Raw genomic sequence first — 26210 nt, 5'->3', positions numbered from 1 at the left:
TGCGTAGCGCGCGGGGCTCGCGGGGGGACGCGTACAAGTAACGAGGGCTCGGACTGAACATGGCGAACACTCCGAAAAAGGTCAAAGACCCGACAGAAGTTGCGCTTTCTGCGATCCAGGAAGCTCTGAACATCAGCGACACCGCTGCGGACACCAGCCGCAACGCCTCGATGCGCAACGAAACGGCGTCTTCGGTGGCGCCCCCGGAGCCCCCGATCTTTGACGAGCCGAGCTTCGAGCCGCGCCCTGCCGCGAACGAGCGGGCCACCGTGTTCGATACGATCGAGGAGCCGCGCTCGACGCGCCGCGCCGCCAATGACGACCGCGAGACCATCGGCCAGCTGCTCCAGGCGCTCCAGAAGGGCCGCCCTGCCCGCAGCGTCTATACCTTCGCCACCATCTTCGCCGGCGTCTGGCTCGCCGCCTGCGCCGCGCTGACCGTCGGCTTCCTGCCCTCGATCCAGGCCGCCATGGGCCAGAGCGGTGGCGTGCTCGTCATCGCCGGCCTGATCGCGATGTTCTTCGCGCCGATCATGCTGTTCTATTTCCTCGCGAGCCTGGTCTGGCGCGGCCAGGAAATGCGCATGATCGCACAGGCGATGGCGCAGGTTGCGATCCGCTTCTCCGAGCCGGAAGGCTCGGCCTCCGATTCCATGGTCACCGTCGGCCAGGCCATCCGCCGCGAGGTCGCGGCGATGGGCGACGGCATCGAGCGCGCGATCGCGCGCGCCGGCGAGCTCGAGACGCTGGTCGCCAACGAGGTCGCGGCGCTGGAGCGCGCCTACTCCGACAACGAGGTGCGTATCCGCGCCCTGCTCCAGGACATCGCGCATCAGCGCGACAACCTGGTCGGCCAGGCCGAGCAGGTCCGCAGCGCCATCTCCGGCGTGCAGATCGACCTGCGCCACGACATCGCGCTGATCTCGGATGCGATCGCCTCGCGCGTCGACGAGGTCGCCAAGAGCATCACCGGCGCTCTCGAAGAGCGCGGCGCCCACATCACCGGCGCCCTGAGCAATGCCGGCGACAACATGATCCTCGCGCTCGGCGAGCGCGGCGGCGACCTGCTCGACCGCCTCGAGGAAGCCAGCAACGAGACCACGCGCGCCGTGCTCGACGCCAGCGAGCGGCTGACCACCAGCCTCAACTTCAAGACCGGCCACGTCCACGACGAGTTCGTCGACCTCGCCGACCGCGTCCACGAGATGCTGAACGAGCGCATCGACCGCATCACCGGCGAGTTCGAGCAGCGCTCCGCCGCGATCGTCGACGGCATCTCCGAGCGCACCGAGCAGGTGCACGACAGCCTGAAGAATTCGTCGGACTCCCTGCTGCTCGAGCTCGAGCTGCGCTCCAACGACCTCTCCGCCAAGATCGACGATGCCGGCAACCGGCTCGCCAACCAGATCATGACCTCCGGCGACAAGGCGAGCGACGCGCTCGACGCCACCGTCAACACCCTGGTCGCCAAGGTCGTCAGCCAGACCGAGACCGCGCACGACTCGCTGTCGCTCCAGATGAGCGCGTTCGACGAACTGGTGAAGAACCAGGGCACCGAGCTGGTCGAGAAGTTCGCCCGCGATTCCGGCACGCTGGGCGCGCTGATCACCCGTCACATCTCCGAGTTCGACCGCACCGTGAAGACGTTCGGCGGCGAGGTCGTGGAGCGCATGGGCCAGCGCACGCAGGACATTGCCGAGACGCTGAAGACCTATGTCGACAATTTCGACACCCGCTTCACCTCGCACGGCGGCCGGATCACGGCCGTGCTAGACCAGCGCCTGATGCAGTTCGAGACCACGGTCGGCGAACGCGTCGCCAACCTCGATGACTCGCTGAACGGCAAGATCACCAGCCTCGACAGCACGATCGACGGCCACATCAAGACCTTCGACCAGCAGCTCGGCGGCCGCGTCACCGCGCTCGAACAGTCGTTCGACACCCGCGCGAGGTCCGTCACTGAGACCATCGACGGGCGACTCAACACGCTCGCCGCGTCACTGACCGACGGTGCCGCGCAGGCGATCCAGTCGATCGACTCCCGCCTCACCCATCTGACGACGTCGCTGACCGGAGGCGCCTCGCAGGCGCTCGAGTCCATCGACTCCCGCCTGACCAGCCTCACGACGACGCTGACCGACGGCGCATCCCAAACGATCCAGACGATCGATACGCGCCTGACGCACCTCACGACCACGCTCACCGGCGGCGCCTCGCAGGCGCTCGAATCCATCGACTCCCGCCTCACCTACCTGACCAGCGCGGTGACGAACGGCGCATCGCAGGCCGTGCAGTCGATCGACTCGCGCCTCAGCCTCCTGACCTCGACCCTCACGGACGGCACCGCGCAGGCGATCGAGGCGGTCGACCGCCGCATCACCGGCGTCACCGAGATCATCGACGGTCGCAGCATGCACCTAACCGACACGGTCACGGCGCGCTTCCAGGACATCCACCAGGCCATCGAGACCAAGGTCGGCTCGGTCGCCAGCGACATCGACGTGCGCGTGGCGCAGTTCGAGGACCTGCTCGGCTCGCGCGTCGAGGCCGTCGCCGGCCGCATCGAAAGCAGCGGCCGCCAGGCCAGCGAGGACATGATGTCCCGCGCCGAGATGATCTCGACCGCGATCCGCTCGCATGTCGAGGACGCCGAGCGTTCGCTCACCAACCTCGTCGTCAACACCAGCGAGACCATCCAGACCGGGGCGCGCACGGCGCAGCAGTCGCTGATGACGGTCTCCTCCGACGTCAACGCCCAGCTCAAGATGACCTCCTCCGAGGTCGAGCGCGCGCTGACCGCGGTCGGCACCGGTGCCGCGAACTCGATCCTGACCAGCGCCCGCGAAGCGCAGTCGACGCTGGTTGCCGCCTCGGGCGATGCCTCCAACCAGATCAAGGGGCTCGCGGCCGACGTCGAACGCACGCTGTCGGCGGCCGGCTCTGCGACCGCAGCCTCGATCCTGGCCGGCGCCCGCGAGGTGCAGACCACGCTCGTCACCGCCTCCTCGGATGCGGCCACCCACGTCAAGACGCTCACCGCCGACGTGCAGCGCTCGCTGTCGCTGGCCGGCGCCACCACGGCGGAATCCATCACCGCCGGCGCCCGCGATGCGCAGAGCGCGCTGATCGCGGCCTCCAGCGAGACCGCCAACCAGATCAAGGCGCTGTCCTCGGACGTGCAGCGTTCGCTCTCGATGGCCGGCACCGCGACGGCCGAGACCATCACGACCGGCGCCCGCGAGGCGCAGAACACCCTGGTCACGGCGTCCTCGGATGCGGCGAGCCAGGTCAAGTCGCTCGCGGCCGAAGTGCACCGTTCGCTCTCGCAGGTCGGCCAGTCGACCGCCGAGACGATCACGACCAGCGCCCGTGACGCCCAGAGCACCCTGCTCGCGGTCTCGGCCGAACAGACCAGCCAGGTCCGTTCGCTCGCGGCCGAGATGCAGCGCGCGCTGGCGACCGCCGGCGGCGCCACCATCGAGGCGCTCACCAGCGGCGTGCGCGAGGCCCAGGGCACGCTGATCTCCGCTTCGACGGACGCGGCAGGCCAGATCAAGTCGCTGACCACGGACATCGAGCGCACGCTGACCGCGGTCGGCGCCGACACCGCCTCGACCATCCTCAACAGCGCGCGTGAGGCGCAGACCTCGCTGACCTCGACCTCGGCGGATGCCGCGAGCCAGATCCGCACGATCTCGACCGAGATCGAGCGCGCGCTGAGCGCGGCCACCGCGAACGCGACCAACGACATCCAGACCAGCGCGCTCAACGCCCAGAACGCGCTGATCTCCGCCTCCAACGAGGCGAGCTCGCGGGTCAAGTCGAGCTCGGCCGACGTCGAGCGCTCCGTGCTCGCCGCCAGCAGCAGCTTCGGCCAGGCCATGACCGGCAAGACCGACGAGATCGTCACCTACGTGCAGCAGCAGGCCGACCGTCTGTCGAACATGATCGACGCCAAGCGCGGCGCCCTGGTCGATGCGATCGGCTCCAAGACCAGCCAGCTCACGCTCGACATCGACCGCGTCACCTCGGACGCGCTGAAGTCGATCGAGACGCGCGGCCATGCGTTCTCGCAGACGATGATGGGCAACGGCTCCGAAGTCGCCCGCACCATCAACGCGGCGAGCGAGATGGCCACCGGCGCGGTCGGCAAGTCGCTCAAGGACCTCGAGCAGGCTTCGCGCGCGGCGATCGACCAGTCGCGCCAAGTCTCGATCGCGGCCGTCACCGAGATGCAGGAGACCAGCAAGATCCTGCGCACCGACACGGTCGCCCTGTTCGAGCGTCTGCGCGAAGGCAACATCCTCCTCCAGGAGGTGCTGACCGGTGCGCACGACAACCTCAACTCGCTCGAGCGGGCGCTGGTGACGCGCGTTGCCGACTTCGTCTCGGCGATGAACGACGTCACCTCGCGCAACGGCGCTGCGACGCAGAACCTGGAAGACCAGCTCAACGTCTTCAACACGAAGACCACGCGAGCGCTCCAGGATCTCGGCGAGCTGTCCACCCAGTTCGACGCGCACGGCAAGGCGCTCGTCGAGGCCGCCCAGGTCGTCGAGCTGAGCAACAAGAACACCACCGCTTCGCTCGCCGAACGCAAGCAGGCGCTGGAATCGCTCGTCACCACGATCGACCTGCGCACGGCCGATCTCGACCAGCGCCTGTCGCGCTTCACCGGCCTGCTCGATGAATCGCTGGCCGCGGCCGAAGAGCGCGCCCGCGACATCGCCCGCGTCGTCGCGGAGACCGCCGGCGCAGGTTCCGCCGCAATCACCCGCCAGTTCGAGGCGGTGCGCGCGGCCTCCGAGGAAGAGCACCGGCAGACCCTCGACGCCATGCACGACATCTACCGCCAGACCACCGACGAGGCGGATGCGATGTTCAAGCAGTCGACGGAGAAGTTCTCCAACCTCGTCTCCAGCATGAAGCAGATGGCCTTCGAGATGCACAACGAGCTCGAAGCCACCCGCAACGAGCTGCGCCGCGGCGTGCTCGAGATGCCGCAGGAGGCCGCCGAGAGCACTGCGCAGATGCGCAAGGTGATCGTCGACCAGATCGAGGCCCTCGCCGAGCTCAACCGCATCGTGGCCCAGCATGGCCGTGGCCTCGACGTCTCGACGGCGGGCCGCGCCAGCGTGCAGCGCCAGGAAGAGCCGCTGCTGGCGGCCGTCGGCGCTCGCAGCACCGAGACCCGCCTGCGCGACACCGGCAGCGCCTCGACGCTGCCGCCGCCGGACCTCGGCATGCCGGCCACTTCGCGCCGCACCGAAGCTCCGCCGGTTGCGCCGGCTGGCAACGACCAGGGCCGCGACGGCTGGCTGTCGGACCTCTTGAACCGCACGGACGCCAACCAGGGCGCTCCGAACGGCCGCGAGGCCCCGCGCGGCCGCCAGCCTGCACCGGCTCCGCAGCCGCAGGCTCCGCAAGGTAGCAGCAATCCGCTGGAATCGCTGTCGCTCGACATCGGCCGGCTGATGGACCGCAACCTCGCCGCCGAGATGTGGGACCGCTACCAGCGCGGCGAGAACAAGGCCTTCACCAAGCGCCTCTACACGCCCGCCGGCCAGAAGGCCTTCGACGAGGTCGCCCGCAAGTATCGCGCCGACCGCAACTTCAAGGGCACGGTCGACCGCTATGTCGCTGAGTTCGAACGCCTGCTCGACGAAGTCGCCCGCGACGGCCGCGGCCCGCAGGAGCTGCGCGGCCACCTGACCTCGGAGACCGGCCTGGTGTACACGCTGCTCGCGCACGCGGCGGGACGGCTGGGGTAACACTCAAGCCAATCGCGAATAAAAAACGGAGGCCTCGCGGCCTCCGTTTTCGTTTGGATGTCCTGGGCTCAATTGCCGCCGGGCTGGCCGAACGACAGCCGCTCGGCCAGGACGGCGGCCTGCGTGCGTGAGCCGACGCCGAGCTTGCGCAGGATGGTCGAGACATGGCCCTTCACCGTCTGCTCGGCAATGTCGAGCTCGCCCGCGATCTGCTTGTTGAGCTTGCCCTCGACGATCATCGCGAGAATGCGGAGCTGCTGCGCCGACAGCGTGGCCATGCGCGCGGCCAGCTCGACATCGGCGCTCTGGATCGAGCCCCGTCCCCCGACATTGGGCGGCATCCAGATTTCACCGGCGAGGATTTTTGTGATCGCGTCGGCCATCTCCGGCAGGCTGAGCGATTTCGGGATATAGCCGGACGCGCCATAGGCAATGGCGCGGCGGATCGTGGCGGCATCCTGCCGCGCCGAGATGATCGCGACCGGCACCGTCGGGAACTGCGCCGACAAGATGAACAGCGCGGCAAATCCCTGAATGCCCGGCATCGTCAGGTCCCACAGGATCAGGTCGATCTCGTCGGACTGGGATGACAGCACGCTCAGCGCCTCGTCGAGCGACTGGCAGGCGACGATGTCGAGATCCGGCAGCGCGGTCGAAAGCGCGCTGCGCAAAGCGGCCTGTACCAGCGGGTGATCGTCACCGATGAGGATGCGCATGGTCACGCCGGGGATGTCCTCTGTTTCGCTCCGAACTGCCGGCTCAGGGCTTCGCCGCCGAGGAAGCGCCGCAGCGCCGCCGGTTTGACCGGCTTCGACAGGATCGCGCAGCCGCGTGCCCCGGCCTCCTTGCGCACCGCCTCACTGCGATCGGCGGTGACGACCAGCGCGCGGACGTCGCGACCCGACTTCTGCCTGAGATCATCGAGAAAGTCCAAGCCGCTGCGGCCGCCATCGAGGTGATAATCGAGCAGCACGATATCCGGCGGACTGGCCGCGGCAGCGAGCATCGCTCCGTCAGCGTCCGCGGCGACCAGCACATGGTGCCCCCATCCGCCGAGCAGTGCCGTCAGGCCATCGAGAATGGTCACATCATTGTCGAGGCACAGGATCGTCATCGCGCGCTCGGCGGCCGCGGGCGCCGGGCTTGCCGGCTTGCGCTGAAGCGATGTCCCCGCGCCGCGCGCCAGCGGCACCGTGACGGCAAAGCCGGAACCGCGTCCCGGCCGCGATCGGACGTCGACGGCGTGGCCCAGCAGCCGGGAGACACGATCCACGATCGCAAGGCCGAGGCCCAGGCCCTTCTCCGGCCCGGGCGCGAGACGCTGAAACTCCTCGAAGATCCGCTTCTGATCCTCCGCCGCGATCCCGACGCCGGTGTCCCACACTTCGATGCGCAGGTCGCCGCCGCGCCGCCGGCAGCCGAGCAGGATACGGCCCTTGGGCGTATAGCGCAGCGCGTTCGACAGCAGGTTCTGGAGGATCCGCCGCAACAGATGCGGGTCGCTGCGCACCGCGAGCCCGCAATCGACGACGCGCAGGACAAGCCCGCGCTCCCGCGCCATCGCCGAGAACTCCACCTTCAGCTGCACGAGCAGATCCGCGATCGGGAATTCGAACGGCTCGGCACGAACGGCGCCGGCATCATAGGAGGAGATGTCGAGCAGCCTGTCGAGCACATGTTCGGTCGAGCGTAGCGCCGTGATCGCGCTGCTCGCCAGGTTGCGCTCCTTGTCGACTCCGCCCGATGATGCGGAGATGTGCAGACTCTCGTCGAGCGCGGACAGGAACAACCGCGCCGCGTTCAGCGGTTGCAGCAGATCGTGGCTGGCCGCCGCCAGGAAGCGGGTCTTGCCGAGATTGGCCTGCTCGGCCTCCGCCTTGGCCCGCTCGAGCGCCTCGGTCCGCTCACGGACACGCAGCTCGAGATCCTCATTGGCCCGCCGCAGGGCTTCCGCCGCGCGGTGACGCTCGGTTACGTCGGTATAGGTCGATACGTAGCCGCCCTCCGCGATGCGATCGTAGACGATCTCGAGCACGGTGCCATCCGGCCGCTTGCGCTCGTACAGATAGGGCCAGCTCTGCGTGGCGACGTCACGATTGACCAGGAGTGCGGCGAATTCGGATGCGGCATATTCGCCGCGCTCGACGTTGAAGGCGATCAGGTCCGCCAGCGGGAGGCCGACACGCACGAAGTCCGGAGGCAGGTCCAACAGCGCGATGAAGCGGCCGTTCCAGGCCGTGATGTTGAAATCGGCATCGAACGCGCAGATGCCCTGCGGTACGCTTTCGAGCGTGCTCTGCAAAAGCGTGCGGTTGAAGCGCAACGCCTCGGAGGCCTCGTCCAGCATCGCCATCGCCTCCCGCCGCGACAGCGAGTGCCCTTCCAGCGAAGCTGCGATCACCACGCGCGCCGACGCCGCGCCGATTGCGCCGGCGAGAAGGTTCTCCGTGAATCGGATCGAGTCGAGATCGACGAGACCCGATGGGTCGAGACGCGGCCCGGTACCTGTCGTGCGGGAGGCGAGATAGCCGTCGAAAGCCGCCGAGCCCCGCTCCACGCCGACAAAACGCAGCGTCAGCGCGCGGAGATCGTCGAGGCGAACCACCACGCGCGAGGACAGCTTCGGGACCATCTCGCGGACGACGCCGTCGGCGAATGCGGCGGCCTGGTTGCGCTCGACGGTCGACTGCCGTCCGAGTGTCGAGAATGCCAGAAAACAGACGAGGTTGGCCGCAAGGCTCCACAGCGTCGCATGCGAGATCGGATCGAGCCCGTCGATACCGAACAGCGCGTTTGGCTTGAGCCAGGCGAGCTGCCATGGGCCCAGGCGAACGATCTCCCCGACCGCGGGCCAGAGCGGCGCGGCCGAGGGAAGCAGCAGCGTATAGGCCCAGATGCAGAATCCGGCCGCGATCCCGACCGACGCGCCGACCTTGTTGGCGCGCGGCCAGTACAAGCCACCGACGAATGCCGGTCCGAACTGTGCGACGGCGACGAACGACAACAGACCGATCACGGTCAACGGATAGGCCTGGTTGACCAGGCGGTGCGTCAGATAGGCGAGCAGCAGGATGCCGAGGATCGAGAGCCGGCGCACCGCCACCAGCACGGAGGTCATCGGCCGGCTCTGCGCACGCAGGCCGAAGAACCGCGAGCGCAGCAGCAGCGGCATGATGACATCGTTGCAGAGCATGGTGCTGAGCGCGACGGATGTCATGATCACCATGCCAGTGGCGGCCGACAGACCGCCCAGGAAGGCGATCAGGCTGACGGTGCTCGCGTCCGCCGCGATCGGCAGCGAGATGACGTAGGTGTCGGGGTCCATCATGGCGCCGAACCTGGTGAGCCCCGCCGCAGCGATCGGCAGGATCAGCAGGCTGAACAGCGCAAGATAGGCCGGGTAGAGCCACGCCGCGGTGCGCGTATGCACCGGCGCCTCGTTCTCGACCACGGCCACGTGAAATGCCTGCGGCAGGCACAGGAAGGCGATAGCCGAGATGATGATCGTCGAAGGCCAGACCGGCTGCATCGGGTCGAAGCTCAGGATTCCCGTCAGTTGCGGATCCGATTGAAACTGCGTCAGCAGGGCGCCCGGCCCGCCGGACAGCCCGAACAGCACGAACAGCGCGACAATCAGGAACGCGATCAGCTTGACGACGCTCTCGAACGCGATCGCGAGCATCAGCCCGCGATGATGCTCGCTGGCGTGGACATGCCGGACGCCGAACACGATCGCGAACAGCGCCATCGAGGCGGCGACGCCGAATGCGGAGTCCTGCCAGAACCGCAGCGCCTCGCCGCCCGCCCGCTCCGGCTGGAGGATCAGATAATCGAAGCTCTTGCCGACGGCCTTGAGCTGAAGCGCGATATAGGGAAGCACGCCAAGCAGCGATGCGAGCGTCACGAAGGCCGCGAGCACCTGGCTCTTGCCGTAGCGCGCGGCGATGAAGTCCGAAACGGAGGTGACGTTCTGCGCCTTCGCGATCGCGATGACCTTGGACAGGAGCGTCTGGCCGAACAACAACACCAGGGTCGGGCCGATATAGATCGTGGCAAAGTCCAGTCCGCTGGTGGCGGCACGCCCGACCGATCCGTAGAAGCTCCAGGAGGTGTTGTAGACCGCAAGCGTCAGGCAGTAGCTGATCGCGGCCGCCCAGGAATTTGGCGAGACCAGCGGCCCACCTGCGCTCCGCCGATCGCCCCACCAGGCCACCAGGAACAGCGTGGTCACATAGCCGGCAGCGACCGCAAGAACGAACCACGCCTGCAAGACATCCTCACCCGAGACCATCCGATCCGCCCCCGACGAGCGGCCGGAGCGCCGGGGCGGATACTAGAGCGTTTTCAATCGCATGGAAGGCTATTCATGCCGGAGGGATTGGCGGCCGGAGATCTCCGGCCGCCGGTGAGGCCAACCTCAGGCTGCCTCGCGGGACAGCCGCTCCTGCGGCATGCGCTTGAGCACCAGGTTGACCACGACGGCAACCACGATGTTGAGGGCGAGCGCCAACAGACCGGTGTAGATCGCAACCGGGCCAGACCCGAGGTCAATGCCGTGCAGCGGCTTCAACCCGTCCGACCAGGCCAGCCACGATCCGCCTGCGAGGCCGACGGCCCAGCCGGCCAGGAGCGCGGTGCTCGAGAACCAGTTCAGATAGAGGCCGAACACCAGCGCCGGCAGCGTCTGCAGGATCCAGAGGCCTCCGAGCAGCTGCAGGTCGAGCGCGAACTGCGTCGGCATCAAGAGGATGGCGAGCAGCGCGCCGACCTTCACCAGCATGGAGGTGATCTTGGCGACCTTCGCCTCGCCTGCCGGCGTCACCTTCGGATCGATCCACACCTTCCAGAAGTTGCGGGTGAACAGGTTGGCCGCGCCGATGCTCATCACGGCCGCCGGCACCAGCGCGCCGATGGCGATGGCGGCGAAGGCAAAGCCCGCGAACCAGCTCGGAAACAGCGTCTTGAACAGCGCGGGCACGACGTCGTTGTTGCTGGCGAGCTTCAGTCCCGCCGCATGTCCCATGTAACCCAGCAACGCAAGCAGGCCGAGCAGCAGCGTATAGGCCGGAAGCAGCATCGCATTCTTGCGAATGGTGTTGCCGCCGGACGAGGCAAAGATGCCGGTCAGCGTGTGCGGGTACATGAAGGCGGCGAGCGCCGAGCCGAGCGCCAGCGAGGCGTAGGGCACGACCTGTGCCGGTGACAGCAGGATGCCGCCCGATCCCTTGGCGGCGAATGCCGCATCCGCCGCGGTGAAGATCGCGCCGTAGCCGCCGAGCTTCGACGGCACGATCGCGATCGCGGCGATCACCACGATGTAGATCATGATGTCCTTGACGAAGGCGATCAGCGCCGGCGCGCGCAGGCCCGACGAATAGGTGTAGAGCGCCAGCACCAGGAAGGCGAGGACGAGCGGCACCTCGCCGCTCAGCCCCAGCGCCTTGATCGCCACCTCCATGCCGATGAGCTGGAGCGCGATGTAAGGCATCGTCGCAAGCACGCCCGTCGCCGCAACGGCGAGCTCGAGCCCGCGCGAGCCGTAAGCACCGCGAACCACGTCGCCTGCGGTGACGTAGCCGCGCTCCTTGGCGACCTTCCACAACACCGGCATCACCGCGAATACGAAGGGATAGACGATGATGGTGTAGGGAAGCGCGAAAAAGCCGTAGGCGCCGACCGCATAGACCAGAGCCGGAACGGCGATCACCGTGTAGGCGGTGTAGAAGTCGCCGCCGACCAGGAACCAGGTGATCCAGGTCCCGAACTTGCGGCCGCCGAGGCCCCACTCGTCGAGATGGGCGAGCGTCTCCGGCTTGCGCCAGCGCGCTGCGACGAAGCCCATGCCGGTGACGAGGACGAACAGTGCGAGGAAAACGGCGAACGCCGCGCTATCGACATTAGTCAGCACGACGCACGCTCCTGTAGACGATGTAGGTGAGCAGCGAGGTCAGCGGCACCCAGGCGAGCTGGTACCAGTAGAAGAACGGGAAGCCGAGCAGCTGGGGCTCCCGGATATTGTAGAACGGCACGATCATCAGGCCGACGAACGGCAACAACAGCAATAGGCGTACCACGCGCTCTCCTCCCCTGTGAGTGAAACGACGCGCGTCCTTGGCGCGCGACTTGAGCGCGATATAGCTGACATCGCCGCCGGCCCCGCCCCCTACCTTGGCTCGGCCAGACCCCCATACTTTCGTATCGTCACCGGACTCTCGCCGTCCTGAGCGGCGCGCACGCCGCGGTCATCGCGCGACGCCGATGCGTGTCGCGCGTGAGACGAATGATGGACGGAGGGACCGCTACTGCCGCTTGCGCTCGCTCGCCGCCGGCTTCGGCGGCTCGGCTGGCGGCGGGGCGGCTGCCGGCGCGCTGTTGCTGGCGCCGAACAGCACGCGGGTCGGGTTGCGGTCGAAATTGTTCACGGCGCGGCTGATGTCGCCGAGGGTGCGGCGGCCGTCCGAGATCAGCAATCCGGAGCGCTTGTCGAAATCGTCGGCGAGTTCGCGGATCGACTTCACCGCCTGGAACAGCTCGCCGCCGTCCTTGCCGCCGGCGAGCGTGTTGAGGCCGAGCATGAGGCTGTCGGCCTTGAGCATCACGCCGTCGACCTTGGCCATCACGCCGTCGATCTTCTCGGAGTTGCGCGCGAGCGAGTTGGTGAATGTCTCGAGGTTCTTCAGCGAGTTCTTCACCGATTCCTGATTGTCGGCGACGATCTTGTTGATGTTCTGAAGCGTGCCGCGGATCGCTTCGGTGACGTCCTGGAGCTTGTTGGGATCGGCCGTCAGCGTCGGGATGCCGTCCTCGTCGAGCGGCGGCGGCGGCGCTGCCTCCTCGCCGCCCTTGAGCGAGATTGCGGCGACGCCCGTCAGGCCCTGGAATTCGAGGCCGACCAGGGTGTCCTTGCGGATCGGGGCGTTGTTCTCGACCATGGCGAGTGCGACAACCCGCCGCGGGTTGTCGAGCTTCACCGAGACCACTTCACCCACCCGGATACCGTTGAAATTGACACTGCCGCCGTTGCGCAGGCCCGCCGCCGGGCCTTCGAACACCACGCGCAGGGGACTGCGCTGCTTGGTGGTGTGCAGCGACTGGAACCACAGCACGAAGCCGATCGCCGCGGCAATCACTGCCAGCGTGAACGATCCGATCAGTACGTAATTCGCCCGCGTTTCCATCAGGTACTCCGGCTACCACTCAACCCATGACCGCGCGGGCGCGCTTGCCATGGAAATATTGCCTCAGCCAGGGATGCTGCGAGGCCTGCATGTCGGCGATCGACCCTGCCGCAATGATCTTACCGTTCCCTAAAACGGCGATACGGTCGCAAGCGGTGTAAAGGCTGTCGAGGTCGTGCGTTACCATGAAAACGGTCAGGCCCAAAGTGCGCTGGAGCGTCCTGACCAGCTCGTCGAAGTCGCCGGCGCCGATCGGGTCGAGGCCCGAGGTCGGCTCGTCGAGGAAAACGAGGTCCGGATCGAGCGAAAGCGCGCGTGCGAGCGCCACACGCTTGATCATGCCGCCCGAGAGCTCCGACGGGAAACGCTCGGCGACCTCGGGCTTCAGGCCCACCATGGTCAGCTTGGCCATGGTGATCTCGTCCATCAGCCGCTGCGAGACGCGCAGATATTCGCGCATCGGGAACTGGATGTTCTGCCGCACGGTGAGCGAGGAGAACAGCGCGCCCTGCTGGAACAGCACGCCCCAGCGCCGCTCGACGTTGCGGCGCTGCGAGGTGTTGGAGGAATCGAGGTCGACGCCGAATACCTCGATGGAGCCTGCCACCTTCGGCACGAGGCCGATGATGGTGCGCGTCAGCACCGACTTGCCCGCGCCCGATGGGCCGACGAAGCCGAGGATCTCACCGCGCTTGACGTCGAGGTTGAGGCCGTCGAGCACGCGCGTCGCGCCGAACTGCACGGTGATGTCGCGGACGCGGATGATGGGATTTTGGATCCCGTTTTGAGTTTCCTGGGCCATCGTCACATCCCGATCGAGGCGAAGAAGATGGCGAACACGCCGTCCATGACGATGACGAAGAAGATGCCCTTCACCACCGACGCGGTGGTGTGCTGTCCCAGCGATTCCGCGCTGCCCTGCACCGCGAGCCCTTCGACGCAGGCGACGATGCCGATCACGGCGGCCATGACCGGCGCCTTGACGATGCCGACGATGAAATGGTCGATCGAGATGGCATCGCGCAGCCGAAGCAGGAAGGCTTCGGGATCGACGCCGCCATAGAGCCAGGCGACGAGCCCGCCACCATAGAGCGCGGCCATGGCGCCGAGGAAGGCGAGGATCGGCAGCGCCAGCACCAGGGCCAGCATGCGCGGCAGCACCAGCACCTCGATCGGGTCGAAGCCCATGGTGCGCAGCGCGTCGATCTCCTCGCGCATCTTCATCGAGCCGAGCTCGGCGGTGTAGGCGCTGCCCGAGCGGCCCGCGACCATGATGGCGACCAGGAGCACGCCGATCTCGCGCAGCACCAGCACGCCGAGCATGTCGACGACGAAGATGTCGGCGCCGAACCTGCGGAAATGGAAGATGCCCTGCTGGGCGATGATGCAGCCGATCAGGAAGGTGATCAGCACGATGATCGGCACCGCGCGCCAGCAGACCTGCTCCATGTGGTGCACGGTCGAGGTCAGGCGGAACGAGCGCGGATGGATCAGCACGCGGCCGCCCGCCGCGAGCACCGCGCCGAGCATGTCGATCAGGCCCGCAACCGTTCCGGCGACACCGGCCACGGCCCGACCGATCTGCTCCAGCATGCCGGTGATGGTGATCGTGCCGGCGTCGACCACCGGCGTCGCCCTCACCCGCCGGACCTCGTCGACGAGGCTCGAATAATTGGCGGAAAGGCCCGCGATCTGCGCCTCGACCGCTCCTTGCGTCAGGCTGCGGCGCAGCCGCTCGATCAGCCACGCACCGAACGTGTCGAGCTTGGCGACCTCGGAGACGTCGATGAAGATGCTCTGGGGGCTGCCGGCCAACTTCTCGGCATCCGCCACCATCCGCTCCAGGACCGGCGCGAAGCTCGCGGTCCAGGTTCCGGTGGCGCAGAGTGCCAGCGCATTGCCCTTCGCAATCCGTTCCAGCTTCGGATCGCTGCTCAAGATGTCCGCTCCCGTGCCGGGGCGGAGGAAATCAGATAGTTGCGCACGCGCCCTTACCCGGAGAAGGTATCCCCAACTGGTTAATGTTAGTTGCTAGAGGTAACTAGCAGGTTCAGATTTCGCCAGAGTTCAAAATGACTTCCAGCAAAGTTCCGGCACTTCGGGCGCGAATCGAGCGCTTTCCCATCGCCGGCAGTTTCACCATCAGCCGGGGCGCCAAGACCGAGGCCGTGACTGTTGTGGCCGAAGTGAGCCAGAACGGCCTCACCGGCCGCGGCGAATGCGTGCCCTATCCCCGCTATGGCGAAACCCCCGAGGCAACCCTGGCCGCCGTCCAGGCCATGCAGGCAGCCGTGGCAGGCGGTATCACCCGGCAGGCGCTGCAAGCCGCCATGCCGCCGGGCGCCGCCCGCAACGCGCTGGATTGTGCCCTGATCGACCTCGAGGCCAAGGCGGCGGGCCTGCGGGCCTGGAGCCTGCTGGACCGCCCGATCCCGGGCGAGCGCACCACCGCCTACACGATCTCGCTGGGCACACCCGAGGCCATGGCCGCGGCGACCGCGAAAGCGGCGCACCGGCCGCTGCTCAAGATCAAGCTCGGCGGCGACGGCGACGACGCCCGCATCGCAGCGGTGCGCAAGGCCGCCCCAGAGTCCGAGCTGATCGTGGATGCCAACGAGTCCTGGACCGAGGCCAATCTGGAGCACAATCTCGCCGTTTGCGACGCCGTCGGCGTCACCCTGGTCGAGCAGCCGCTGCCGGCCGGCAAGGACGACGCGCTGGCGCGGATCAAGCGGCCGCTCGTGGTCTGCGCCGACGAGAGCGTGCACGACCGCAGCTCCCTCGCCCCCCTGCGCGAGCGCTACGACGCCGTGAACATCAAGCTCGACAAGACCGGCGGCCTCACCGAGGCGCTCGCGATGGCGGATGCGGCGCAGTCGCTCGGCTTCGAGATCATGATCGGCTGCATGGTCGCAACCTCGCTGTCGATGGCCCCCGCGATGCTGGTGACGCCGCAGGCGCGCTTCGTCGATCTCGACGGCCCGCTGCTGCTGGCGCGCGACCGCGATCACGGCCTGCGCTATGACGACAGCCTGGTCTATCCGCCCTCCCCCTCGCTGTGGGGATGAGCCTTGAGCCGGTGCCGCGCCGACCAGATGACAAGCGCGCCGGCCGCGGCCATCGCGGCCATCACGTAATACAGGCCCTCGCCGATGCGGGCGTAGATCGCGCCTGACGCGATCGAGGTGGTTGCGCCCAGCAACCCGTTGCAGGCGGCGTAGTAGCCCTGCCCCCGCGCGATCTGATGCGAGGGCACGCGCTGCACCAGCAGATTCATGGTGCCGACCATGGTCATGCCGAAGGAGAGGCCGTGGCCGAGCTGCACGATCGCGAGCAGCGCCAGCGACGGCTCGCTGGCGGTGACGATCCAGCGCACCACGGCGCTTAGCCCCCCGATCGCCATCAGCGTGGACGGATGCAGCGAGAAGCGCGGCGACAGCGCGAACACGACGATCTCGGCGATCACACCCAGCGTCCACAGCCCCGCGATCGTCAGCCCGCCGTGACCATGGAGCTGCCAGGTGATGGCCGAGAACGTGTAGAAGGCGATATGGCTGCTCTGGATCAGCGCCGCCGAGGCGATCACGGCCCAGAAGCCGCCATCGTGCAGCAGCGCCTTGCCGGCATGCGTCTCCGTCGTCCTCCGCCTGAGATCGTCGAGCGGCTGAAGCCGCAGGCTGGCGAGAACCGCAACGACGGCCCACGCGACGATCACCCAGATCAGGTCGCGCGCCGCGATGCTGTCGACGAGATAGCCGCAGGCGAGCGAGCCGGCGGCGAACGCCGCCGAGCCCCACAACCGCAAGGGTCCGTAATCGAGTCCGTAACGGGCGACACCGCGCAGCGCATAGGCATCGGTCAGCGGCATCGTCGGCGTCCACATCATGCAGGTCAGCGCGTAGATCAGGAACAGCGCCAGCGGCTGCTGCTGCAGGCCGACGGCCGCAAATCCGATCGCGGTCGCCAGCACCGACACCATGATGCCGGCGCGAATGGCATGTCGCTTTTCGGCGAAGGCCGCGACCTGCGGCAGCGTGGTGAAGCGCGTGATCGCCGGCAGCGCGTTGATGAGGCCGATCCAGGCCGCGTCGATACCGATCGCCTTCAGCCACACCGGGAAGAAGGGCATATGCGTGCCCAGGACCGCGAAGAAGGCCGAGTAGAACAGGGCCAGGCTCACGGCGAATCGCCGCTTCACGGCGGCTTGCGTGGGGATTTGTGATTCGCCTGCCATCAAACCAATTGCGATTCGGTCGATATCGTGGTGATCGTTACAGTAACGCGCGGTGATTTGCGCGACGAGATTGTCATGGCCAACGAAGCATTCGCCCTCTCGCCCATGTCTGCCCGCGCGGCCGAGCCGAACGAGCAGGATTACGACGCGATCCGCGAAGCCTTCATGGAGACCGCGCGCGGCCGCTGGTTCCTCGGCGAATATGCCAAGCGCAACCGCAATGCCGACACGAGCATGGTGCTCGATGCGGTCGCCAAAATCGAAGAAACCCTTGCGGCACAGCGACAACCCGTCGTCGAGGACCGTCTGCCCGAGGCGCTGGTCGAGATCCGCCGCGCCATCCGCGAGGCCGAGACGATCGCGATCGCGGCGTTCGACCCCGCGGCGATCGAGGCGAGCCTTGCCCCGATCCCGCGCGGCGTGCGCATCATCAAGGAGATCTCCTGGCGCTGGCGCGAGATCGGCGCCGACGGGCGAATCTGCGACCTCATTGATTCGCAGCTCGCCTCGATCGAGGCCGCCTGCGGACAGGTTTCGACCCTCGATCCCCGCACCGAGCTCAAGGCCGCATTCGATCTGCTTAGGGATCGGGTCGAGCAGCTCGATGCCGACGGCGACGCAACGCCGCAGGCGACGGCAGTGCGTTCCTCGGCAGCTCCGGTGCAGGAAGCACAGCCGTCCGTCGCAGAAGCTTCGCCTCTCGAGGCCGCGCCCGCCGCGATGGCGAGCGAAACCGCCGTGGCTTTTGCGGAGCCGTCGCAGGACATCACGGTGGCTGCCGAGCCCGAAGCCGCCGCTGAGACGGCCGGCGACGCTGAAGCGTTCGCAATTGCCGAGCAGGCAATGGATGCCGCCGTCGAGCCGGAAATTGCAGCCGAAAGCCCGATCGCGCTCGAAGATGCCGCCCCGGAAGACGCCGCTTTCGAAGAGCCCGCGTTCGCGGAAGTCGCCGACGAGTTTTCACTCGACGCTGCCGCGGAAGCTGAGGACGAAGCCGTGCTCGCGGCCATCGCGCTGGAGATGGCCGCGCCCGATCCGGAATTCGACGAGATCATCGAGCCGGTCGAGATGGCAGCGGCCATCCCCGAGCCGATGATCGCGGAGGTCGCCGCGCCCGTTGCTGCCGTGCTTCGGGAGCCGGCCGCGCCGGAACCCGCCGCCGCGCCGATCGTGGAGGCGCACGCAGAAGAAGCGCCGATCGCGATGGAATCGCTGGCGCGCCTCACCAATGCCATCGCGGAAGCCGCCGCCGAAGTGATGGAGCAACCCGCCCCGGCCATGGCGGCCACGGCCTCATTCGCAGCCGCGCCGACCGCGCCGCTGCCGATGCCCTCGCCCTTGTCGGCGTCCTTGTCCGAGTCCTCGCTTGGCGCCACCATCCTCGCCAGCGGCATCCTGCAAAAACCCCGCGCGCCCGCCAACGACCCGCTCGCGCCGATCCGCCGCATGACCCAGGCCGAGAAGATCGCGTTCTTCTCGTAAGGGGGCGCACTGGCTCTATCGTCATCGCGAGCAATCCGCGCTACACGAAGGAGGCCTGCCCGGTCGATGCGTCGACGCCGCCGTCGACTGGCAGGTTCACCCCATTCACGAAGCTCGCGTCGTCGCTTGCGAGAAATGCGATGACGCTCGCAACTTCTTCGGACTGGGCTGCGCGGCCGAGGGGGATGCGTCCCACCAACTTTGCGAGCAATTCCGGATATTGCTCGAGGATCGGCATCGTCAGGTGGGTGAGGGTCAATGAGATGGGCAAACCGCATTGATGCGCACGCCTCTCGGGCCAAATTCGAGCGCCAGGCTACGCGTGAGATTACTGACGGCACCCTTCGTGGCGTTGTAGAAGCTCAAACCCCGATCGCCGCCAAGCCCGCTGAGAGACGACACGTTGACGATCGAGCCGCCGCTTTCGATCAGGTGCGGAAGCGCGGCGCGCGTCATGTAGAGGACACCGTCGACATTGACCGCGAAGAGGTCTCGCCACTGCTGGATCGGCGAGCCCAGGAAATCGATCAGCGCGCCCGTCCCGGCATTGTTGACGAGGATGTCGATCCTGCCGAAGCGCCGCACCGCGTCGACGACCAGGCTCTCAACATCTGCGGCGATCGTGACATCGGCGGGCCGGATCATGCAGCGATCGGTTCCCAGCTCCGCGCCGACTTCGGCCAATTTGGACTCGCGCCGTCCGTTGAGCACGACAATAGCGCCTTCGCCGTGAAAGCGCCTTGCGGCTGCGGCGCCGATACCGCTGCCGGCGCCCGTAACGATGACGACCTTATCCTTGAACCGAGAAAGCATGCCGACAACTCCATCCGAAACCGCAAGGTACGGATGAGAGCTAGGACACCGGGACGACGATTCGGTTTCAGCCGAACCGGATTCGGTTACGATTGAAATCTGCCAAGTGAAGCCGTCCGCGAGGACGCGCCTTTCGAAACATGTCGGCGAAGCGGGACGAGGTCCGTCACCCGCAATTCCACACCGGGCCGATCGGTGTCCGCGTCCAGCACGGGCCAAAGCTGCCGCCGTTGTAGCGGCCGCCGCCGAAGCCGGGGCGGCCGAAATAATGCCACTCGCCGTCCCAGCGATAATATTGGGGAACCGGATCGATGTACCAGTGGCGCCGGTCGTTGCGCGCAAGACGGCGCATCGCGTCCTTCTGCTTATAGAGCGGAATGCTGTTGCTCAGCGGCTGGCGATAGCCCGGCAGGAAGCCGTAGCCGTGCCAGACCGGCTTGGGGCGCTTTTGAGCGGGCTCGGCGGGCGCGACGGCCGGCAGCAGAGACAGGATGACAGCAATGAATAGACACATAAGGCGCGACATGGATCGACCATAGACAGCCGGTTGCGAGATGACCATTCAAATTCGAGTGCAGAACTGTTTGCAGCCATGCGCAGGATATCGCAGACGGGAATTGCGTCACACCCTGCGTGAGGAGCGGCGATCTGTTGATCGAACGCAAGGCGTCCGCTAACCGATCACGCCCTTGCGGATCAGGAAGCATCCATAGCCCCTGCTGTCCCCGACCTGCACGACGCCAAAGCCCGCCGCCGCCGCGCGATAGAAATCCGGACGCGCCAGCTTGCCGGGAGCGACAGTGCGGCCGGCGGCGCGCTCGATTTCCGCGAGCACCGCGCGCTGCACGTCGGGCACGCGATCGGGATCGTCCACCGGCATCATCACGCGCACCGGATCGGGATCGAAATCGTCGAGCGGATAGACCGACATGATGGCGCGGGCGGCGGTCTCCATGCGCATGCCCGGCAGCTGGATCAGGCGCAGCGAGGATGTCGCAGCGGCGATACGCGTTGCCGGATGATTGGCGTCGACGAAAACGAGGTCGTCGCCATGGCCCATCGAGGCCAGGAGCCAGAGCAGGTCGGGCGTCAGGATCGGATCGATCGATTTCAGCATGTGACGGCATTTCCCCTAAAGGCTTGTCTTTCGCCGGCGAAACCGGCCATTCACCATAGCAGGTTCCAAGCGTGATTCAGATCACGCTGCCACCCATGGTGACAGGGATCACGGACCCCGGGCTCGAACGCGGCCAGGCTTCCTCGCAACCAATCTCGCATCGAGATCAGTGCCAGAGGAGCACGCCATGTTCCGCCTAAAGCCTTTCCTGATGACTGCAGGCCTCCTGGGAAGCCTGCTCGGCTTTGCCTGCGGCCCGGTGTCCGCGCAAGTCGCCCCGGTCGAGCCGGCCCCCACCGCGCTGCAAGGCCCGGAGCAGCGGGTGGCGCTGGTGATCGGCAATTCGAACTACCAGAACGCGCCGCAGCTCCAAAACCCCGACAACGACGCCGAGTCGATGGCGAAGTTCCTGAATTCGGCCGGCTTCGAGGTGGTCGCCGCGACCGACCTCACGCAGAACGACATGCTCCGCGTGGTGCAGGACTTTTCCGCCAAAGTCTCCGCGCGCGGTCCGAACACGGTGGCGATGGTCTATTACGCCGGTCACGGCGTGCAGCTCGCCGGCGAGAACTATCTCGTTCCCGTCGACGCCAGGGTCTCGAGCCCGACCGAGCTCGTCAACAATTCGGTGCGTCTGGTCGACGTGATGTCGACGCTGGAGACGATCCCGAGCCGCATGCGCATCGTCATCCTCGATGCCTGCCGCAACAACCCCTTCCCCTCCGTGAACGATGCCGGCCGCGGCTTGGCAATCGTCGATGCGCCGAACGGCTCGATCGTGGGTTACTCGACCGCGCCGGGCGCCGAGGCGCTCGACGGCACCGGCGGCCACAGTCCCTACACCCAGGCCTTCCTGAGCGTCGCGCGCGAGCCCAACGTGCCGATCGAGCAGCTGTTCAAGCGCGTGCGCCTCGCAGTGAACCAGACCACCAGCGGCGCGCAGATCCCGTGGGAGAGTTCCTCGCTGACGTCGGACTTCACCTTCTTCGGCGACACCGCTGTCGCCGCCAACCGCGCGCCGGTGAATGCGCCGGTCGTGCAGATGGCCTCCAACCTGCCGAGCCGCTCGACCCGCCAGGCCTATGACTACGTCGTGTCGGAGGGACAACCGGAGTACTATCAGGAGTTCATCCAGATGTACCCGCACGACCCGCTGTGCGACCACATCCGCTGGCTGCTGAACAACCTCCTGCTCACGCAGGCCTGGCACAAGGCGGTGCTCGCGAACTCGCCGCTCGGCTACCAGACCTTCTACGACAGCTATGGCAACAGCCCCTACGCCGTGTCCGCGCTGAAGCTCGCAGCCCAGCCGAAGCTGGTCCCCTTGATGCAGGCGACGAAGTTCCTGGCGCCGCAGAACATTGCGCCGACCTTCAAGATCGGCAATCTCGGCCAGCCCAAATACATGCCGCTGCAGCAGGGCAATGGCGGTGCGCAGAACAACGGCTATCTGCCGGTCGTGCAGAAGCCCGTGGACAGCAACGTCATCGGCAAGCTCGGCAATGGCGGCCAGGTCGTCAACCTGCCGGCGGGCAACAACCAGCCGAACGGCACTCCGTCGCAGACCCCGGGCAAGATCGTCACCCTGCCTGCGCCGACCAACACCACCAACAACAATGGCGGCATCGGCAAGATCGTGACACTGCCCGCGACCAACAACACGCCGAACGCCAGCAGTGGCAACGGCACCCCCGGCAAGATCGTGAGCATGCCGGTGAATGTCGGCAAGGCCGGTTCAACTGTCGAGACCAAGCCGGTCAATGTTCAGACGCAGAACAACCCGATCCGCATCAACAACGGCAACACCGGCATCGTGAAGCTCAACAACAACCCGGTGAACAAGGTGCAGGTCCAGAACACCCAGCAGAACAACCACCCGCAGTTCAATGCGACCAACCGCATGGTCAACAACGGCGGCAACAACTTCCGGCAGTCGATGAACCAGGCGCCCGCCATGGGCGGCGGCAACAATCACCGCGGCTTCATGCACTGATCGCGGCAAGCGAAACGACAAAAGGGCAGAGCGGAAACGCTCTGCCCCTTTGTCATGTTCGCGGCACGAACTCTACGGGCTGGCTAGACGCGCACCGCTGCGATAGTCAAAAAGGTACACCGACTGATTGAAATCGATAACCTCGATGCCACTAGCTAGGCACCTGAACCCTTCGGAGAAAGTGTCTGCGCCTGTCGCACTCCAAATCTCTTCGCCCGTCAGGGAAAGACGAGAAATCTGCAGCTCACCGTGGGATATGAGAGCTTCGTGAGCGCAATCCCAATAGACGCCGAAGCACGTCGCCGGATCAACGCGTCGTGACCATTCCCTCGAACCTGTCGCAAGGTCTAAGCAGACGACTTGATCACCCACCGCGAGATATAGATGGCGGTCCACTTCGATGGCAGAGTGTTGATGGACGCCAGAACACCCTCCACTGGCGCCAAAGACCGCGGACCACTTCCCGTCCGCGCGGACTCCGTGAACGGAGTTTAGATGAGCGTTATCAAGACGGATTTCCGTACCGTACTTTCGCAGATTGTCCGCGGAGCCAAACGAATACGTCGGCTCATCGACGATCTCTACCTGGCCCTCGCGGGTTTCAAGAACGATGCTACGTCGCAGTAGCAGACTCTCCAAAAATCAAGCCACCAGCTCGGCAAACAAATCCGCATCGACGTTGCCGCCGGAGAGCACGATGACGACGTTCTTGCCGGCGACGTCGAGGCGTCCCGCAAGCAGTGCGGCAAGGCCGACGGCACCGCCCGGCTCCACCACCAGCTTCAGCTCGCGATAGGCGAACGCCACCGCCGCACCGACTTCCTTGTCGGATGCGGTGACGCCGCGCGCGAGCAGCTTGCTGTTGATCGCAAACGTCATCTCGCCGGGGATCAGCGCCATCAGCGCGTCGCAGATGGTGCGGCCCGCCGGCCCATGCGGCTCGCGATGGCCGGCGGTCAGCGAAAGGCCGTGATCGTCGAACGCCTCCGGCTCGGCAACCACGATCTGCGCCAGCGGATATCGCGCCTTGATCGCGGTCGCGACGCCGGCGATCAGGCCGCCGCCGGAGGCCGGTGCCACCACGATGTCGGGGCTGAGGCCCAGCGCTGCCATGTCGTCCGCGATCTCGCGGCCGGCGGTGCCTTGGCCAGCGATCACGAAGGGATCGTCATACGGCCTGACCAGCGTCGCGCCGCGCTTCTCGGCGATGCCGCGCGAGATCGCCTCGCGATCGTCGCGATCGCGGTCGTACAGCACGACCTCGGCGCCGTAGGATTTGGTGCGCTCGCGCTTGGACAGCGGCGCGTCCGCGGGCATCACGATGGTCGCCTGCATGTCGAGGATCTTGGCCGCCGCCGCCACGCCCTGGGCGTGGTTGCCGGAGGAGAATGCCACGACGCCGCCGGCGCGCTTGTCCTGCGGGATCGAGGCGACCTTGTTGAAGGCGCCGCGGAACTTGAAGGAGCCGGTGCGCTGGAGCATCTCCGGCTTCAGGAACACTTTTGCGCCGACGCGCTCGTTGAGCACGGGAAAGGACAACAGCGGGGTGCGGATGGCGAAGGGGGCGATCACCCGCGCTGCGGCATCGATATCGGCAGGGCCGATCGGAAGGGGCTGTTCGGTCATGGCCGACCTTATCGCGGCGGATGAGGCCCGGGCAAGACACCTCCGCGCGAGGGTTTTTCTTCTTCAGGCGACGAAGCGTGGCTGCTCCGCCCCGTTCCGGCCCGGCAGCACCGCACCGACCGCCCTTATGCTGTCGATAAAGGCCCTCGCCGAGGCCTCCCAGGTGTAATTGGCGGCGAATTCGACGCAATCCTGCCGGGAGATGCTGAGCGCGGCAAAGCATGCATTGCGCAGGTCATGATCCAGCGCCCCGACCGGTGCATCGCCGATCACGTCGCGGGGGCCCTTCACCGGGAAGGCCGCGACCGGCAGGCCGCTTGCGAGCGCTTCCAGCAGGACCAGGCCGAACGTGTCGGTCTTGCTGGGGAACACGAAGACATCGGCGGCCGCGTAGATTTCCGCCAGCGCCTCGCCGTGCTTCTCGCCGAGGAAGATCGCGTCGGGGTAGGCCTCTTCGAGCGAAGCCCGCGCCGGGCCGTCGCCGACGACCACCTTGGTGCCGGGCAGCTTGAGGTCGAGGAACGCCTCGAGATTCTTCTCCACCGCGACGCGGCCGACCGAGAGGAACACCGGAGCCGGCAGGCAGAGATCGATCGCGCGGGGATGGAACAAGTGCGTGTCGACACCGCGCGGCCACAGCACGACATTGTCAAAGCCGCGCTCGGTCAGCTCGCGGGCGAGCGCCGGGGTCGCCGCCATCACGGCGCGGCTGGGCGCATGGAAGCGACGCAGCGCCCGCCAGATCAGCGAGCCCGGAACCGGCACACGGGCGCGGACATATTCAGGGAAGCGGGTGTGGAAGCTGGTCGTGAACGGCAGCTTGCGCTGGCGGCAATAGCGGCGGACCATCAGGCCGATCGGCCCTTCGGTCGCGATATGGATGCTGTCGGGACGGGCTTCCGCGATCAGCTTCGCGATTCGCGCCGGGCGCGGCATCGCGAGCCGCACGTCGCGATAGCTCGGCATCGCGAAGGTGCGGAACGACTGCGGCGTCAGGAAATTGAACTCGACGCCAAGACCTTCAATGCTAAGACCTTCGACGCTAAGCCCTTTGGCGGCGTCAGCAAGCTTGGTCAGCGTCCGAACCACACCGTTGACTTGCGGGTGCCAGGCGTCGGTCGCGACCAGGATGCGCATCAGGCGGCCCTTGCTGCCACTTGCGGCACCTGCGCGGGCTTCTGCAACTGATCCGCCCAGGTGATGATCTCGAAATGGCCGTCGTCGTGCTCGACCAGCGCGGTGCAGCTCTCCACCCAGTCGCCGCAGTTCATGTAGCGGATGCCGGCCTCGTCGCGGATCACGGCATAGTGGATGTGGCCGCAGATCACGCCGTCGGCGTCGTGACGGCGCGCTTCGGCGGCAAGCGCCTGCTCGAACGCGCCGATATAGTTGACGGCGTTCTTGACCTTCTGCTTGGCCCATTGCGACAGCGACCAATAGGGCACCTTGAACATGCGCCGGAAGAAGTTGACGAAGCGATTCATCTGGATCGCAAAGTCGTAGGCCTTGTCGCCGAGATGGGCGAGCCAGCGCGCGTTCTGCACCACGAGGTCGAAGATGTCGCCGTGGATGACGAGATAGCGCTTGCCGTCCACGCCGGTGTGGACGGTGTTCTCGACCACGTCGATGCCGCCGAAATGCGTGCCGTAATAGTTGCGCAGGAACTCGTCGTGATTGCCGGGGATGTAGATCACCTTGGCACCCTTGCGCGCCTTGCGCAAAAGCTTCTGCACGAGGTCGTTATGCGATTGCGGCCAGTGCCAGCTCGATTTCAGCGCCCAGCCGTCGACGATGTCGCCGACGAGATAGATCGTCTCGGCGTCATGGTAGCGCAGGAAGTCCAACAGAAGGTCGGCTTGTGAACCGCGGGCTCCGAGATGAACGTCGGAGATGAACAAGGTGCGAAAGCGCCTTTCAGGGCTTTCGTCACTCACATCGTAGCTTCCCATGCGACAGCCTGTAACAATATCCCGTGACAGGGGGATGACCGATTGAA

19 protein-coding genes are annotated in these 26210 nt (G+C 66.6%); 4 read left to right on the top strand and 15 right to left on the bottom strand.

From position 1 onward, the window contains the following. Positions 1-59 precede the first annotated feature (59 nt). On the top strand, positions 60-5771 hold the full coding sequence (locus EI171_RS17920; protein WP_097532224.1) for a negative regulator of septation ring formation: 5712 nt from the start codon (positions 60-62) through the stop codon (positions 5769-5771). A gap of 68 nt (positions 5772-5839) precedes the next feature. On the opposite strand, the gene EI171_RS17915 is transcribed toward EI171_RS17920, so the two are convergent. The 7 genes from EI171_RS17915 to EI171_RS17885 all read right to left on the bottom strand — a co-directional run bounded on the left by EI171_RS17915 (position 5840) and on the right by EI171_RS17885 (position 14887). Then, a complete protein-coding gene (locus EI171_RS17915; protein WP_161534308.1) occupies positions 5840-6493 on the bottom strand; it encodes a response regulator transcription factor in 654 nt (217 codons plus the stop codon). Beyond that, on the bottom strand, positions 6490-10062 hold the full coding sequence (locus tag EI171_RS17910; RefSeq protein WP_161534307.1) for a PAS domain-containing hybrid sensor histidine kinase/response regulator: 3573 nt from the start codon (positions 10060-10062) through the stop codon (positions 6490-6492). The genes EI171_RS17915 and EI171_RS17910 overlap by 4 nt, the downstream gene beginning before the upstream one ends. Positions 10063-10188: 126 nt before the next feature. Next, entirely contained in the window at positions 10189-11679 is a 1491-nt protein-coding gene (mctP, locus tag EI171_RS17905; RefSeq protein ID WP_161534306.1) for a monocarboxylate uptake permease MctP, read from the bottom strand. Continuing rightward, positions 11669-11845 carry a DUF3311 domain-containing protein gene (locus tag EI171_RS17900; RefSeq protein ID WP_028173432.1) on the bottom strand — a complete coding sequence of 59 codons (177 nt, stop codon included), beginning with the start codon at positions 11843-11845 and terminating at the stop codon, positions 11669-11671. The genes mctP and EI171_RS17900 overlap by 11 nt, the downstream gene beginning before the upstream one ends. Positions 11846-12070: 225 nt before the next feature. Beyond that, a complete protein-coding gene (locus EI171_RS17895; RefSeq protein ID WP_110116650.1) occupies positions 12071-12949 on the bottom strand; it encodes an MlaD family protein in 879 nt (292 codons plus the stop codon). Positions 12950-12968: 19 nt separating this feature from the next. Continuing rightward, positions 12969-13751 (bottom strand): ABC transporter ATP-binding protein, encoded by a 783-nt coding sequence (locus EI171_RS17890; RefSeq protein ID WP_028173242.1) that lies wholly within the window; start codon positions 13749-13751, stop codon positions 12969-12971. A 2-nt stretch (positions 13752-13753) separates the two neighbouring features. Further along, positions 13754-14887: an ABC transporter permease gene (locus EI171_RS17885; protein ID WP_028173241.1), complete on the bottom strand. Its 1134-nt coding sequence runs from the start codon at positions 14885-14887 to the stop codon at positions 13754-13756. 134 nt (positions 14888-15021) lie between these two features. Between EI171_RS17885 and dgcA the strand changes: the two genes are divergently transcribed. Next, positions 15022-16017, top strand: a complete 996-nt coding sequence (gene dgcA / locus EI171_RS17880; protein WP_161534305.1) for an N-acetyl-D-Glu racemase DgcA — start codon at positions 15022-15024, stop codon at positions 16015-16017. Here dgcA and EI171_RS17875 read toward each other — a convergent pair. Continuing rightward, positions 15987-17183 (bottom strand): major facilitator superfamily domain-containing protein 6, encoded by a 1197-nt coding sequence (locus tag EI171_RS17875; protein ID WP_011088637.1) that lies wholly within the window; start codon positions 17181-17183, stop codon positions 15987-15989. The two genes, dgcA and EI171_RS17875, sit on opposite strands and share 31 nt — an antisense overlap. Before the next feature lie 75 nt (positions 17184-17258). Between EI171_RS17875 and EI171_RS17870 the strand changes: the two genes are divergently transcribed. Continuing rightward, positions 17259-18665, top strand: a complete 1407-nt coding sequence (locus tag EI171_RS17870; protein WP_161534304.1) for a hypothetical protein — start codon at positions 17259-17261, stop codon at positions 18663-18665. Positions 18666-18705: 40 nt separating this feature from the next. Here EI171_RS17870 and EI171_RS46450 read toward each other — a convergent pair whose 3' ends face one another. The 4 genes from EI171_RS46450 to EI171_RS17855 form a co-directional block, all read right to left on the bottom strand. Then, positions 18706-18903, bottom strand: a complete 198-nt coding sequence (locus tag EI171_RS46450) for an SDR family oxidoreductase (RefSeq protein WP_256380429.1) — start codon at positions 18901-18903, stop codon at positions 18706-18708. 17 nt (positions 18904-18920) lie between these two features. Next, entirely contained in the window at positions 18921-19478 is a 558-nt protein-coding gene (locus EI171_RS17865; protein WP_256380428.1) for an SDR family NAD(P)-dependent oxidoreductase, read from the bottom strand. A 166-nt stretch (positions 19479-19644) separates the two neighbouring features. Beyond that, positions 19645-20004: a hypothetical protein gene (locus tag EI171_RS17860; protein ID WP_161534303.1), complete on the bottom strand. Its 360-nt coding sequence runs from the start codon at positions 20002-20004 to the stop codon at positions 19645-19647. Between the two features lie 147 nt (positions 20005-20151). Continuing rightward, positions 20152-20595, bottom strand: a complete 444-nt coding sequence (locus tag EI171_RS17855; protein WP_060908228.1) for an RbsD/FucU family protein — start codon at positions 20593-20595, stop codon at positions 20152-20154. Between the two features lie 187 nt (positions 20596-20782). Between EI171_RS17855 and EI171_RS17850 the strand changes: the two genes are divergently transcribed. Further along, positions 20783-22588, top strand: coding sequence for a caspase family protein (locus tag EI171_RS17850; RefSeq protein ID WP_161534302.1), 1806 nt, complete (start codon positions 20783-20785; stop codon positions 22586-22588). A gap of 642 nt (positions 22589-23230) precedes the next feature. Here the strand turns inward: EI171_RS17850 and EI171_RS17845 are convergent. From EI171_RS17845 to EI171_RS17835, 3 genes are all read right to left on the bottom strand, one after another. Next, on the bottom strand, positions 23231-24214 hold the full coding sequence (locus EI171_RS17845) for a threonine/serine dehydratase (RefSeq protein WP_060908229.1): 984 nt from the start codon (positions 24212-24214) through the stop codon (positions 23231-23233). A gap of 63 nt (positions 24215-24277) precedes the next feature. Then, complete coding sequence (locus tag EI171_RS17840) at positions 24278-25351, bottom strand: glycosyltransferase family 1 protein (RefSeq protein WP_161534301.1); 1074 nt, start codon at positions 25349-25351, stop codon at positions 24278-24280. Further along, a complete protein-coding gene (locus EI171_RS17835; RefSeq protein WP_060908231.1) occupies positions 25351-26163 on the bottom strand; it encodes a UDP-2,3-diacylglucosamine diphosphatase in 813 nt (270 codons plus the stop codon). The genes EI171_RS17840 and EI171_RS17835 overlap by 1 nt, the downstream gene beginning before the upstream one ends. Between the last annotated feature and the right edge of the window lie 47 nt (positions 26164-26210).

Origin of the sequence: Bradyrhizobium sp. LCT2 (assembly GCF_009931255.1) — a bacterium.
Taxonomy (GTDB): domain Bacteria; phylum Pseudomonadota; class Alphaproteobacteria; order Rhizobiales; family Xanthobacteraceae; genus Bradyrhizobium; species Bradyrhizobium diazoefficiens.
Note: the sequence above shows the minus strand (reverse complement) of the source record. Positions and strands in the feature narration are given on the sequence as shown.

Excerpts from the sequence above, each read along its gene's own strand:
- EI171_RS17920 (WP_097532224.1), top strand. The coding sequence starts at position 60 with ATGGCGAACACTCCGAAAAAGGTCAAAGACCCGACAGAAGTTGCGCTT.
- EI171_RS17910 (WP_161534307.1), bottom strand. The coding sequence starts at position 10,062 with ATGGTCTCGGGTGAGGATGTCTTGCAGGCGTGGTTCGTTCTTGCGGTC.
- EI171_RS17895 (WP_110116650.1), bottom strand. The coding sequence starts at position 12,949 with ATGGAAACGCGGGCGAATTACGTACTGATCGGATCGTTCACGCTGGCA.
- EI171_RS17890 (WP_028173242.1), bottom strand. The coding sequence starts at position 13,751 with ATGGCCCAGGAAACTCAAAACGGGATCCAAAATCCCATCATCCGCGTC.
- dgcA (WP_161534305.1), top strand. The coding sequence starts at position 15,022 with ATGACTTCCAGCAAAGTTCCGGCACTTCGGGCGCGAATCGAGCGCTTT.
- EI171_RS17875 (WP_011088637.1), bottom strand. The coding sequence starts at position 17,183 with ATGGCAGGCGAATCACAAATCCCCACGCAAGCCGCCGTGAAGCGGCGA.
- EI171_RS17870 (WP_161534304.1), top strand. The coding sequence starts at position 17,259 with ATGGCCAACGAAGCATTCGCCCTCTCGCCCATGTCTGCCCGCGCGGCC.
- EI171_RS46450 (WP_256380429.1), bottom strand. The coding sequence starts at position 18,903 with ATGCCGATCCTCGAGCAATATCCGGAATTGCTCGCAAAGTTGGTGGGA.
- EI171_RS17865 (WP_256380428.1), bottom strand. The coding sequence starts at position 19,478 with ATGCTTTCTCGGTTCAAGGATAAGGTCGTCATCGTTACGGGCGCCGGC.
- EI171_RS17860 (WP_161534303.1), bottom strand. The coding sequence starts at position 20,004 with ATGTCGCGCCTTATGTGTCTATTCATTGCTGTCATCCTGTCTCTGCTG.
- EI171_RS17855 (WP_060908228.1), bottom strand. The coding sequence starts at position 20,595 with ATGCTGAAATCGATCGATCCGATCCTGACGCCCGACCTGCTCTGGCTC.
- EI171_RS17850 (WP_161534302.1), top strand. The coding sequence starts at position 20,783 with ATGTTCCGCCTAAAGCCTTTCCTGATGACTGCAGGCCTCCTGGGAAGC.
- EI171_RS17845 (WP_060908229.1), bottom strand. The coding sequence starts at position 24,214 with ATGACCGAACAGCCCCTTCCGATCGGCCCTGCCGATATCGATGCCGCA.
- EI171_RS17840 (WP_161534301.1), bottom strand. The coding sequence starts at position 25,351 with ATGCGCATCCTGGTCGCGACCGACGCCTGGCACCCGCAAGTCAACGGT.
- EI171_RS17835 (WP_060908231.1), bottom strand. The coding sequence starts at position 26,163 with ATGGGAAGCTACGATGTGAGTGACGAAAGCCCTGAAAGGCGCTTTCGC.